This window comes from Candidatus Woesearchaeota archaeon, assembly GCA_003695435.1.
GTDB lineage: Archaea > Nanobdellota > Nanobdellia > Woesearchaeales > UBA11576 > J101.
In genome coordinates this window covers 17,378-29,251 of the sequence record RFJL01000065.1, presented here as the reverse complement: position 1 = coordinate 29,251, position 11,874 = coordinate 17,378, and the positions used below count along the sequence as shown (strand labels likewise).

Genomic DNA, 11,874 nt, shown 5'->3' with positions numbered 1-11,874 from the left:
TTTGGTTTTGCAACTTCTGCAAGTTCAGGGTTTGATTCTGAAACATCAGTGTCACCGTATCCTGTTGGACGCGAAGCAAGTATGCTTCTTCCAAGGTAAAATACTGAGAAGGGAAGGAAGAAATTATAGAGTGCTGCGAGGTGATACCATTGTATTCCTTCCATGAAGGATACGACGAGAGGTAGAATTACAAGGGTGAGAATGGGGAGAATGATTCCGAGCATGTGTAGCATCGTAATAGGGCTTTTAAGATTGTGCGCGTAGTGAAGCATCTTCTCATAGGTCTCTTCAAGGATGACGGTGAGTGCTTTGTCGAGCATGCCAAGTCTTCTGTCTTCTGCACCCTCAAAGAGAGATCCTTCGATGAGATGTACTGCCTCGATGAACTCCATATTCCATTTTTTCCATGTTTCAAGATAGGCGTCAAGGCTCTCCTTGATGTTTTCGTATTTTTGTGTCTCCACATCCCAAAGAACGCGTCTAAAATCAAGAGCAAGTGGTCCGCCTAAATGATCTGCTGCAAAACCTATTGCAAGTTCCAGGTTTGAATTTTGCCTCATATAGGTTACAAGATAAAAAATGGCAAGCACCATTTGACCACTTGCTTTGAGTCTGTGTGCATTTGCCACCATGATTGGCACTCGGAATAAGGGAAAATACAAAATGAAGCCTGTTATGATCGAGACAATAACGAAAAAAAGAGATCCCACTGCAAAGCTGATGAAAACTCCGATAAAGGAGAGGAGAAGAGGGAAAAGAACTGAGAGTGACATTACTCCCTCTGGCGTGATGTTGAGATGGGCGATGCGTATTGCTTCTTCTAGTTGTTCCTTTTTCTTGGGGCTGGGTGCTAGTTTAACAAGGCTTTCTGCTATTTTGCATGCTTTTTCATACCAGCCTAGTTGTGGTGGTAGGTATTGTGCTTTGAACTCTTGATACTCTTTTGTTCGGATGACTTTTACTTCTTCTTGTGTACGATTTGGTTGTAGTTCTACTTCGAGCTGTCCTTTGTATTTTGCAAGTAGTTTGTCAATTTCTTCTTTAGATATCGCCATTGTAGTAGTAGTAGTTTTCAGCTCCTGCTAGGATGAGTATGTTTTCGTAGTGTTTCGCATTAAAGTCTTTCCATTCGATGATTTTTCTTAATCGGAAGTCTTTGAATGACTCTTTATTTTTACAACCGTCTGGAACGATGAACACTATTCGATTGCCATGAAGAAATGCGCAAAGAAACTTGTTCCTTATGGAGTGGAGTTTTTCGAGAATTTTTGTTGCGCGCGGGTCTTTTTGTTGCCATTCTTGTGTTTTCTTGTAGGCAATAAGTGCAAGGTATGCTCTTGTTTGAGGACGCGTAACATCAAGCGAGATGGTTAGTGCTTTGCCTACTTTTTTTGTTTTGAGTACATTTTCATTAATGAGCTCGTAGACGTATTTGTGTGCGTGAGAATATGCGATGTTGAGTGCTCTTGCTACGTCTGCTATGGTGATGATAGCCTCGTGGTCTTGAGAGAGTATTTCAAGAATACCCCATTTCGCATTCATCTAAAAAATAGATGAAATTCTTTATTTATAAAGATGAGTATTTCTTTTAAATAGATTTTTTAATCTATTTTTTAGATATTATTTATAAATAATTCCTTCGGGAGTACTCAAAACCCCCAGCACAGAGCATCCCGACAAACCACCCTTGTAACAACACCAACAACACCAACAACGCCAACAACGCCAACAACAGCACCAACAACAACTCAGAGAACCTGTACCACAATACCCACGAGAATCAATAACACACCAACGCACAAGCAAGCAAAAGCAATTTGCCTATCTTGAGGCCAAGAGGCAAACTTCTTAATCTTATCACCCCAATAAGGAAGATCACTTACAAAATTATTCCATGCATCGCTAAACGTCACTCCTGAAGATCCTTGTGATAAGGGAGTGCGTGCATTCTTAGTATTTGAAGAATCACCTTTAGGAGAACTGCCTGGCTGTTTATTACCTGCTTGTTGAGCATCAGAGTTTTTGAGAATCTTCAACTTCACTAAAAGATCAATAAGTTGTTGTTTAATATCTGCCATAACCTAATACACCTCCTCCGTTGTGAAATCATCCTTTCTCACCTTACGTTGTTTAATTTCCTGATCCAACCACTCCATCCATTCCTCATAGATGCGCTTTGAATCAAGAACGCCATTCATACGTTTCACCCTCTCCGAGATTAAATGGAATTGATCATTTGATTTAATAACAAACTCCGCCTCAAGTAATTCAGGATCCCCTTCAGCCTCAGAACGAATAACCAACGCCTCCTTAATCTTAGCACGCAACTCAATATTCTCCCACATCGCATCCCAATTACCTGCAAAATCAGGAATATTTGCGGCAATCGCTTTGAGAATCTCAGAATCCCCATCGAGTAACGCATCAGTTGGTTCTATCCGATCCGTCTTAGAGTTATACTTCATAAGATCAACAAAACCACCCTCTAAAAGAGGGTCCTCCTGCCAATCCTTTCTAATCTCAGTAATCTGAGTGCATCTTCTAAACTTATGTAACCCATCTGCTGACTTAATAGGGTTAAGAATAATCACAACGTCTGTTGCTTTAAACGAGGTTTTAGGAATTCCTATATCATTCACCACACGATCAAAAAGCCCAAACGGAGAATCTGCGTGAATGGTTCCTGCAACAACATTTGCAGCAGCTCCAACCCTCATAGCCTCGTAAAGAGCCGCTGCTTCTTTAGATCGTACCTCACCAACAATTAATGAAGAGTCTCCTAAACGCAGAGTAGAACGAATACCATCTCCCGCACTCATCTCAGAAGACCCCTTTTGCAGAGCTGAAGCGACTTTCATTGGTTGAACGTTATACCCCAACCTGCGCAAACTTCTCGTCGGCAACTCAAGAGTATCCTCCACAGTAATAATGCGAAAGCGGCGCATAATCTCAATGAGAATTCCTGAGAGAAACGAAGACTTTCCAGATGAGCGAGTTCCACAAATCATCATAGATCTCGTTCCATCAACAAGAAAACTAATAAGCCCCGCTGCAAGAGGTGTTATTGTCTTATACTTTATGAAAAGAGGTAGCGTCCATGGCCGATCCCTGTGTCTCCTGAAAGAAAACGCAAGACCCAAGGGGTTTAGAGGACGCGTAATCGTCGAGACTCTTACTGACGCCCCGGGAAGTTCGAGTTCAGTGTCAAGAATAACATTTGCCTCGTCTAGAGGTCGTCCGGAAATTAATCTTAATTTTGTTGCCCAACTCTCAGCTTCTGTTACTGTGGGAATAATATTTGTTTTACAATCGTCATACTTTGCGTGAACTACAAAAATAGGTATCCTTCCCTGTGGAGCATTCACGGAGATGTCTTGAATGTTTTCATCTTTAAGCAACACTTCTATAAGACCAAATCCAATCGTATATCTCACTAAAATTTCTGTTAGTTTTTCCACATCCTGAGCAGTTACTTTTACTCGACGATAGGAAACGAGCTCTTCAATTAAATCTCTGCCAACATTAACAAAGACCTCACGCATACGCTCAGGCTCGGTAAATTCCTGGCTTGTAGGCTTATGCTCTGCCAAGATATTCCGTGCAAGATCAAGAATCTCGTATTGATCCTCCGTAAGCTTGAACTCTGGGGGCATGACATGATAAATATACTGAACTGAATCAGGAAGTGCAAAAATAGTTACTTCCGTATCCTCCCCGATGGTGTAATTATCAAGCTCAATTCCCCCCACAGGATAGTTTGCCATAAGCTTTGTAAACATAAAATCAGGCTTGATGACAGGGTGGAAAAATTTCCTATACACTTCGCGACTGCCCACAGAATACCCTTCTAAATATGGTTTAGCAATAGTGATAAGCTTTGTCTGATCAAGCAAAGAAACAACATAATTCAGAATACGTAAGTAGTTCTCTATTGCGGGCTTTACTTGGGGATCAACCACTTTTTGTAAGTTAATATGCTCTCTACGTATAATTCGCTTAAGTTTCACATATGCCCCAATGGGATCTCCTTTTAGTTTATGATACAAAATATTTTGCAGTTCAGTATACCACGCATCCGCAAATGGTTTTGCCGCTTCAATCTTTGAGAGTGCGGCATAGGAGAACAAGTCTTTTTCCTTCAATAAACGAGCATACACCTGTGCAATTTCTTTGAGCAAAGTGGTAACATTAAGCCCATACTCATAATCCCTTTTTTGCATAAAAACAATCTTCGTTACAGACGGACTCTCAGCCAACGCCTCAACAGTTTTAGCCATGCAAAACTCATTATCTTCAAGAGAAGGAATCATAGGTGCGGTTTCATAATTAATTCGCATCACAGAGTCCTCTCCTTCTTGGACTATGCGATAACCATACAATGGAAGTTTAGATTCGAAAATTGCCATAAAACCTCTTTATTCAAACAATATGTACCGCAATGAATATAAACTCCTCGTTATTTAAATATTGCTATGGACAACCCTATCGCCCCCCCTAACACTAACAGCAAACCGCCTCAAAAAACGACAGGCTTCTTTGGGGGATCTAAAAAAACAGAAGCTACAAACCAAACTCAGGAGATTGTTCTTCAACTCAATGATGTTTCTCGCCGCCTCCTCATACTTGAAGAGCGTTATGCAAACCTGCGAAAAAAGACACAACTCACCGATCAGAACATGCTTGAAAATAATCGAGCATACAACCAACAACTCTCAAGAATGAGAGAACAACTAGCCCAATTCTCCAATGACCTTAAAAACATCAACGACAAGATTAAAATCATTATTCGCGAATTAACTGAGTGTGCGAAAAAACAAGATGTGGACATACTTACAAAATATATTGATATGTGGAACCCTGTAAATTTCGTCTCACGAGATGAGGTATACAAACTCATCAAGGATCAAGTTGAAACAACTATGACCGATCTTAATCTTAAAATTCAACAAGAAGAGTTCATTAAAGAACAGGTTGAATTAGCAGTGAAAAAATATCTAAGTGAAAAAACAAAATAATCTTCAACAACTAACATCACAACCAATCCCTTCCACTAACCAGTCAATAAACTATGCGCATTCCAAACGAAGATATCATCATAGGAAGAACTCCTGAAAGAGTTAAAAAAATCGGTCGCAAAGGAACGATACTCTTAGGAAAATCATACTACGAAACACCTGATGCACTCGTACCTGCAAGCAATGTTTACCTTGATGTTGCAGACGCCCACGTCTTTCTCATAACAGGAAAACGCGGTTCTGGGAAATCATATACTCTGGGCGTTATTGCAGAAGGATTTCGGCTTCTTGAAGAAGAGATACGTAAAAATCTTTCCATGATACTCGTCGATACAATGGGTATTTATTGGACAATGGGTCATGCAAATCTTAAAGAAAAGGACCTTCTTGAACCATATGGTCTTGAACCCATCGCAGTTCCTCTTCGCATATTCACACCTGAAAAATATTATCACATTTATCGTGAAAAAGGCATTCGCACCGATGAGCCGTTCTCACTTACTTTTCACGAAATAACAAGCGAGGATTGGATAAAAGCATTTCAAATAGGCACGTACTCACCAGAAGGAATTCTCATCTCAAAAATCATCGATGAGTTACAAACAAGGGAAAACGTAGAGTACACGTTTGAAGATGTTCTACATGCTATTCGCTCAGATAAGGAATCGACTCTTGAGACACGAAACGCAGTTATTTCTATGTTCAAAACTGCAAGAGGCTGGGGTTGTTTTTCAAATAAGGGAACGCCCATAGAGTCTCTTGCACGCGGTGGAGAGATCAGCGTTCTTGATGTTTCCTGTTACGTTACTATGCCTGGTGGTTCTGCTGTGAAGTCGCTTGTCATCGGTATTGTTTCAAAACATCTTTTTGAACAACGAATGGAGTATCGCAAAGAGGAAGAGCTTGAAGAAATAAAGGAAACAGAAGCGTATTTTAAAACGCCCACTCCTAAAAAGGAACCAAAACTTCCTCTGGTCTGGTTAGTTATTGATGAAGCACATGAATTCTTGCCTCGACTCAGAGAAGATGAAAGTGCCGCTACTGCACCTCTTGTCAGCATCCTACGTGAAGGCAGACAACCAGGAATCTCTCTTGTGTTAGCAACACAACAACCAGGAAAAATTCATGAAGACGTCATGACTCAATCAGATCTTGTACTCTCTCATCGTATCACCGCACAACTAGATGTTAAAGCGTTAGGTCTTCTTGCACAAAGCTACATGGAAGCAGGCATTGAGCGCGCAATGAATAGGTTACCACGCGTCAAAGGGGCAGCAGTGCTTTTTGATGATAGCAATGAGCGCATCTACCAAATGCGTGTGCGACCGCGACTCTCTTGGCATGGCGGCGGAAATCCTAGTGCTGTAAAAGAGGATTAACAGAAGATCAACTATGCGTACGTCTAAACATTTATAAAAGACGAAACCTCTCCAAAGCCCATGCCAGACGGTCTTCCTATTGATCTCGTACGTCAATATCAACAGCAAGGACTCACTAACGACCAGATTGTGAATTACTTGATGCAAGCAGGGTATACTCATGATCAGATTCTTCAAGCTTTTAATCAAGCAGCACTTAAACAAGATATTATGCCAAGCGCTGTTGAGCCTCAAGAAAACCTACAAGGCGTAGAATCTTATGAGCAAACTTCTGATCGTGATCGCATTGAAGAAATTGCAGAAGCGATCATTGATGAGAAATGGGAGCACCTTGTTGCAAATATTAACCAGGTCATTGAATGGAAGGAAAAAACAGAAGCACGTATGGCAAGCCTTGAAACTAAATTTGAAGATCTTAAAAATAACTTTGATAAGCTTCACGCAAGCATTCTTGAAAGAGTAGGAAGCTATGATAAACATATCCAAGATGTAGGAACAGAAATCAAAGCGCTTGAAAAAGTATTTCAAAAAATTCTTCCAGGGTTTATTGAAAACGTAGCTGAACTCTCTCGCATAACGAATTCTCTTAAAGGAAAACAACTATAAACATACAAAGTTCCTTCGCATTTCCTTCACGATGCACGTAGCCTCCACTTTGTTGTCTTTTAGACGTTAAGGTTATCTTCGTTACAAAGAAGTACACTACTTGTAAAACGAAGAACTAAGAAGCACTCACGCTTGAGTGAGCATTCTAATAGTTGCTGCGCCTATGAAAAATAAGAAGATCAATCCAAGCACCTTGGGATGGAAAAGAGTTCTTGCAACATTCTGGTTAAAATCTCCCGTATCAGTATCAAAACCACTTCCATCAGCTCCTGAAACAGTGGAAACCCCATCAGCACTGTCACTTGAAAACGGAAGTAAGGATTGTCCAAACACAACACCAATGCTACCTATGAGAATGGTCATTGCAAGACCCAAAACAATCCAGTGAACCGCAGTCCAATCAGACGACATGTAGTTCGTAATCTTCGCAGCTTCAACACCCATGAACTGTAACAAGATCATACCGAAAACAAAGAATAAGAAGATGAGTATAAACCATGGCGCCATTACCGCAATGATCTTCACCACATCAGGCGAGAAGAGAAGCATCATAGAAATCGCAAACGCTATGAGCGAGTAGATTCCATTATTATCCCCAAAAATTTTGGATTTTGAAAGAATGGCATAAGAAACAACGAAAATGAGCAGTACCGGGAAAATAACCGAAAAGTAGCCTACAAGACCTATGTCAAGTGCTGTTGCCATTGTTTACTCGTTTCCCCCTCCAAACAACTCTCCAAGTGCTTTGAGACCTCTAGGCAAAGCACCCTCTCCTGCTTCTTTAGGTTTTTCCGGTTTCTTTGTAATGAACCAAATGATAAGCGCGAATACTGCAAGGACGATGAGCACTGCCTGAGTATCTGGAGCAATCCACCTATCAACACTCCAGTTCACAGGGAACCAATTTGCAGCAGAACCAAAAATGTAGAACACCACTGCAAAAGAGAGGAATGCTATGAACCCTCTTGCTCCGCCTGCCCACGTTGGTGAGCCTCCAAACACCCCTACTAGCAAGAGCACCATGACAAGTGCTACGAGAACAACCGCGACATTAGGAAGTGCTGCGTTGATAATATTCACAATATCTGCGTTTGGAGGGTATTTTCCAAGCATGTGCGGAATAACCACCACTAAACCAAGAATGGTTGAGAGTACTACATGATATGTGCGCACGGATTGGTCTGATTCTGGATCTCCAAGAACTTTTGCGCGTTGTAATACTGCAAAGGCAATAGTAAAAATAAGAAAAAAAGGTAAGAGGACGTCAGAGAGTCCTAAGCTTTCAAGTGTTCGTAAGACCGTGTCAAATGTTGCCATGATGTTTACCCGTTATTTTATTTATTGAATTTTTTATTTATTGAATTTCTTCTTGTACCTATGATCCTTCAAACATGTCACCTATTGCTTCAAAGAACTTCTTTCCGTAGTTTTTTGGTTCCGCTTTAGGGTTTCTCGTGATGAACCATATGATTAGTGAAAAAACACCCACCACTATGAGTAAGGCCTGTGTATCTGGACTGATCCACTGATCAAGTCTAAACGTATCGTCAAACCATCCAGCTGCTGCTCCAAAGATATATCCTACGATGATGAAACAGATGAATGCGATGAATCCTGATGCTTTATTCGGCCACTTCTGCTTTGCTCCGAAAAGACCGAGGAGTAAAAACACCATAACTACTGCTACGAGAAGTACGGCAATATTTGGAAGTGCAGCGTTGATAATCTCAACGGGATCTGACCCTCGCGGATACCTTCCAAGAACATGAGGAATAACAACAACAAGGCCCAGAATAGTTGAGAGAATAACATTGTATGTTCGTGTCTCCTCTCCTGAACCAAAAATATGCGCTCGCTGGAAGACTGCAAAGGCAATAGTGAAAATCAAGAAAAAAGGAAGAACAACGTCAGAAAGACCCCATGATTCAAGTGTTCGTAAAACCGTATCAAACGTAGCCATAATCCTCTTTATTTACCTCCTTCTTTGGGCGACTTTGTAATTGCGTACATCATGCCAATTACAATTGCAAGGAGGATCACTGATCCTACAACAGTACTGTCCCACTTCGTATATAAATATTCCCACAGAACTTCTAGCCAACCAAGGGAATTGAGGAAAATAAGGACAATACCCACAAACATGATGATAATCCACAAAGTCCTCCAACCTCCTTCGCTAAGCCAAAACCCTTCTTCATCTTCTGCTTTGTAAAACACTCCGATCAAAATGAGAAACGATACTGCGAGCATGAGCAAAATAACCATGTTAGCAAGAGATTCATTGATGATACGAACAATCTCTGATGAAGCAACGACAAGGAACGCAACAACAAAAGCGACCATGGAATTAATATTCTTCTTTGTATACCTCTTGCCGTCTTCGAGAACTTCAGTTCCAAAAACTTTGGACTTTTCAAGAATTGCAAAGACAATCGAGAAAACGAGAAGAAATGGTAGAACAACATCATAAATCCCAATCCGGTCAAAGAACTCAAGTACACCTCGAAATGCCGACACCATCTTATAAACTACCACCCTTTCGCGCTTTTTAAATGTTTTGTCGTACTGCGTCTAGACGCACTCAATCCACCCAATAAGACTTAAATAGACACAAATAATCACAACCATATGCTTGATAAGAACGATCTTTCAATGCTGCGCGAACAACTTGACCGCGCAGATGAAGCAAGAGAACAAGTCATAAAACAATCACGTGAAGTTGTGCGTAAATCCAAAGAGGTTATCTACGCGCTTCACCGCGACGATGCAACCACGTCTAAAAAGGTTCAAGAGCTTGAAGAACTCTTCAAAAAACTCTACGAATTTGTAAAAGACAAACCTCGATTACTCTTTTCTGGAAGTTTCAAGGTGGCAGCTCAAGAATATGCAGAAGCAAGAATATTACATGACTTACTCACCAAAAAAAGAATTCCCACATCCAAAGAACTCCAATTAGAACCTGAACACTACCTCCTGGGCCTTATCGACGTTACGGGAGAGCTTGTTCGTCGCGCCATCAATCAAAGTATTAAAGGAAACACTAAAGATGCCCTCATGCTCAAAGATGCAGTCTCTGAAATATATGATGAGCTTATGCTCTTTGAATTTTCAAATGGGGAACTGCGCAAAAAATTTGATTCAATCAAGTACGACTTGCAGAAATTAGAAAACTTAATATTAGATTTACATCTTACCGGCAAACTATGAAAAACTGGCAAAGCATCCTCTATCCTTCAATTATTGCACTTCTTTTTATTCCTCTTGTATTTATGGGCGCAAATGTTTTTTTTGAGGAGAAAACGTATGAGTGGAAGGACTGCTTTTACCCCAAACCCTCTGAGAATATGACTGCGCAGGAAAGAGCAGAACAGCAAGCCTGCGCCGATCAGAACAGGGCAGAACAAGAACGCATAGATAAAGAGAACAATACCATTCGAGGATACAAATATGTCTTCGTAACCCTTGCAAGTTTAATCGCTCTTCTCGTCGCACTCTTCGCGCCAGTTCTTGACTACGTTAAAAACGGTCTCTTCATGGGAGCAGTGCTGTCCTCATTCTTCTCAACCTGGACTTATTTTGGCTCACGCAGTAAGGTGGGTTTTCTGATTTTAGTAGTTATTTTTATTTTGAGCATTTGGTTTATCAATAAAACCAATAAGAAGAAGTAATCAGAGTAGTACTCATCATTTTATTTCGCTAAACTCTTTTTCTTTGAATGATCCTTGCGTGTACCTTTCAATAAACTCTTTTCTGAACGTGTCAAATGTTCCTTTCTTGATATGCTCACGACATTCACGCATTACTTGCTGGTTGAAGAATAAGTTATGATAAGAAACCAATTGGTAAACGGAATGTTCTTTTGAGCGAAAGAGGTGGTGGATAAACGCCCTTGAATATCTTTTACAAATCTTACATGAACAATGGATGTCAAGAGGGGAGAAATCCTCCTTGAACTCAGAGGATTTAATATCATACGCCCCATCCCGAGTGAAAACAATACCATGTCGCGCGTTTTGCGTGGGAAAAATGCTATCAAAACAGTCACAACCATGCGCTACCGCTTCAACAAGATCCTCTGGAGAGCCCACCCCCATCAAATAGCGTGGTTTGTTTTCAGGAAGAATTTTTGCTTGCACCGTGATTGCTTGGTACATGGATTCACGCGTCTCACCGATGCACAAACCACCCATTGCAAAACCATCAAAATCCATAGCACTGATGATTCTTGCAGACTCTTCACGTAAGTCTTCATGAACCCCTCCTTGTGCAATACCAAAAAGTAGCTGCTTTACGCCTTTTTCTTCTCGTAGTTTTTTGTGATGATCAAGACACCTCTTAGCCCAGAGATGTGTTCGCGCACAGGCCTTTCGTATCTCCTCTTTATCCGCGCGTATTGCAGGTACGTGGTCAAGAGCCATTGCGACATCACTTCCCAAATCCGCTTGTAATTCCATTACCGTTTCAGGTGAGAACCAAGTGGGTTTGAGCGTATAGGGATTTTTGAATTTCACCTTGTTATTTGTTATTTCCAAGAATAATTCTTCGCGAAGCATCTGAAAACCACCCGAGTCTGTAAAGATTACTCCGTCATTCCCCGTGAATGCATGCAGCCCTCCTGCTTTTTTAATAAGTTCCTGGCCCGGCTTGAAGGAGAGCATATAGGAGTTCATAATCACTGCTCCTGCACCCATCTGTGCAAGATCCTCAGAAGTTATGAACTTCACAGATCCTTTTGTAGCAACAGGCATGAAAAACGGGGTTTTGATTCGTTTTCCCGAAGGAGTGGTAAGCTCTCCCACTCTTGCCATGCCTTGCTTTGCTTTGATATTGAACATGTTTTGAGAGGGTAATGCTTGTTTTATAAGCTTATACTC

Annotated in this window: 13 protein-coding genes and 1 pseudogene; 5 read left to right on the top strand and 9 right to left on the bottom strand. The window is 41.0% G+C overall.

Annotated features, from left to right (window positions below; translation table 11 throughout):
* The 4 genes from D6774_04820 to D6774_04805 all read right to left on the bottom strand — a co-directional run.
* The coding region (locus D6774_04820) for a hypothetical protein (GenBank protein RME77371.1) at window positions 1–1,055 on the bottom strand (1,055 nt) is incomplete at its 3' end.
* Window positions 1,042–1,542 (bottom strand): hypothetical protein, encoded by a 501-nt coding sequence (locus D6774_04815; protein RME77370.1) that lies wholly within the window; start codon window positions 1,540–1,542, stop codon window positions 1,042–1,044. The genes D6774_04815 and D6774_04820, both read right to left, overlap by 14 nt.
* Window positions 1,543–1,748: 206 nt before the next feature.
* Entirely contained in the window at window positions 1,749–2,078 is a 330-nt protein-coding gene (locus D6774_04810) for a hypothetical protein (GenBank protein ID RME77369.1), read from the bottom strand.
* Window positions 2,079–2,081: 3 nt separating this feature from the next.
* Complete coding sequence (locus tag D6774_04805) at window positions 2,082–4,406, bottom strand: hypothetical protein (protein RME77368.1); 2,325 nt, start codon at window positions 4,404–4,406, stop codon at window positions 2,082–2,084.
* A 66-nt stretch (window positions 4,407–4,472) separates the two neighbouring features.
* Between D6774_04805 and D6774_04800 the strand changes: the two genes are divergently transcribed.
* The 3 genes from D6774_04800 to D6774_04790 are packed head-to-tail and all read left to right on the top strand — an operon-like array spanning window position 4,473 to window position 7,000.
* Window positions 4,473–5,015 (top strand): hypothetical protein, encoded by a 543-nt coding sequence (locus tag D6774_04800; GenBank protein RME77367.1) that lies wholly within the window; start codon window positions 4,473–4,475, stop codon window positions 5,013–5,015.
* Between the two features lie 53 nt (window positions 5,016–5,068).
* On the top strand, window positions 5,069–6,394 hold the full coding sequence (locus D6774_04795) for an ATP-binding protein (GenBank protein RME77366.1): 1,326 nt from the start codon (window positions 5,069–5,071) through the stop codon (window positions 6,392–6,394).
* Window positions 6,395–6,454: 60 nt separating this feature from the next.
* Window positions 6,455–7,000 carry a hypothetical protein gene (locus tag D6774_04790; GenBank protein ID RME77365.1) on the top strand — a complete coding sequence of 182 codons (546 nt, stop codon included), beginning with the start codon at window positions 6,455–6,457 and terminating at the stop codon, window positions 6,998–7,000.
* Window positions 7,001–7,589: 589 nt separating this feature from the next.
* Here the strand turns inward: D6774_04790 and D6774_04785 are convergent.
* The 4 genes and pseudogenes from D6774_04785 to D6774_04770 all read right to left on the bottom strand — a co-directional run bounded on the left by D6774_04785 (window position 7,590) and on the right by D6774_04770 (window position 9,520).
* A pseudogene (locus D6774_04785) lies at window positions 7,590–7,682 on the bottom strand (hypothetical protein).
* Between the two features lie 26 nt (window positions 7,683–7,708).
* Window positions 7,709–8,317 (bottom strand): hypothetical protein, encoded by a 609-nt coding sequence (locus D6774_04780; GenBank protein RME77364.1) that lies wholly within the window; start codon window positions 8,315–8,317, stop codon window positions 7,709–7,711.
* 58 nt (window positions 8,318–8,375) lie between these two features.
* Window positions 8,376–8,960 carry a hypothetical protein gene (locus D6774_04775; GenBank protein RME77363.1) on the bottom strand — a complete coding sequence of 195 codons (585 nt, stop codon included), beginning with the start codon at window positions 8,958–8,960 and terminating at the stop codon, window positions 8,376–8,378.
* 8 nt (window positions 8,961–8,968) lie between these two features.
* On the bottom strand, window positions 8,969–9,520 hold the full coding sequence (locus D6774_04770; protein RME77362.1) for a hypothetical protein: 552 nt from the start codon (window positions 9,518–9,520) through the stop codon (window positions 8,969–8,971).
* Window positions 9,521–9,628: 108 nt separating this feature from the next.
* Between D6774_04770 and D6774_04765 the strand changes: the two genes are divergently transcribed.
* Window positions 9,629–10,207: a hypothetical protein gene (locus D6774_04765; GenBank protein ID RME77361.1), complete on the top strand. Its 579-nt coding sequence runs from the start codon at window positions 9,629–9,631 to the stop codon at window positions 10,205–10,207.
* Window positions 10,204–10,668, top strand: coding sequence for a hypothetical protein (locus D6774_04760; GenBank protein ID RME77360.1), 465 nt, complete (start codon window positions 10,204–10,206; stop codon window positions 10,666–10,668). Before D6774_04765 ends, D6774_04760 begins: the two co-directional genes overlap by 4 nt.
* Before the next feature lie 15 nt (window positions 10,669–10,683).
* On the opposite strand, the gene D6774_04755 is transcribed toward D6774_04760, so the two are convergent.
* Window positions 10,684–11,835, bottom strand: coding sequence for a tRNA guanosine(34) transglycosylase Tgt (locus tag D6774_04755; protein RME77359.1), 1,152 nt, complete (start codon window positions 11,833–11,835; stop codon window positions 10,684–10,686).
* Window positions 11,836–11,874 lie beyond the last annotated feature (39 nt).

What these genes read in the sequence shown, in the direction of transcription:
- D6774_04815 (RME77370.1), bottom strand. Translation starts at nt 1,542, where the DNA reads ATGAATGCGAAATGGGGTATTCTTGAAATACTCTCTCAAGACCACGAG.
- D6774_04810 (RME77369.1), bottom strand. Translation starts at nt 2,078, where the DNA reads ATGGCAGATATTAAACAACAACTTATTGATCTTTTAGTGAAGTTGAAG.
- D6774_04805 (RME77368.1), bottom strand. Translation starts at nt 4,406, where the DNA reads ATGGCAATTTTCGAATCTAAACTTCCATTGTATGGTTATCGCATAGTC.
- D6774_04800 (RME77367.1), top strand. Translation starts at nt 4,473, where the DNA reads ATGGACAACCCTATCGCCCCCCCTAACACTAACAGCAAACCGCCTCAA.
- D6774_04795 (RME77366.1), top strand. Translation starts at nt 5,069, where the DNA reads ATGCGCATTCCAAACGAAGATATCATCATAGGAAGAACTCCTGAAAGA.
- D6774_04790 (RME77365.1), top strand. Translation starts at nt 6,455, where the DNA reads ATGCCAGACGGTCTTCCTATTGATCTCGTACGTCAATATCAACAGCAA.
- D6774_04780 (RME77364.1), bottom strand. Translation starts at nt 8,317, where the DNA reads ATGGCAACATTTGACACGGTCTTACGAACACTTGAAAGCTTAGGACTC.
- D6774_04775 (RME77363.1), bottom strand. Translation starts at nt 8,960, where the DNA reads ATGGCTACGTTTGATACGGTTTTACGAACACTTGAATCATGGGGTCTT.
- D6774_04770 (RME77362.1), bottom strand. Translation starts at nt 9,520, where the DNA reads ATGGTGTCGGCATTTCGAGGTGTACTTGAGTTCTTTGACCGGATTGGG.
- D6774_04765 (RME77361.1), top strand. Translation starts at nt 9,629, where the DNA reads ATGCTTGATAAGAACGATCTTTCAATGCTGCGCGAACAACTTGACCGC.
- D6774_04760 (RME77360.1), top strand. Translation starts at nt 10,204, where the DNA reads ATGAAAAACTGGCAAAGCATCCTCTATCCTTCAATTATTGCACTTCTT.
- D6774_04755 (RME77359.1), bottom strand. Translation starts at nt 11,835, where the DNA reads ATGTTCAATATCAAAGCAAAGCAAGGCATGGCAAGAGTGGGAGAGCTT.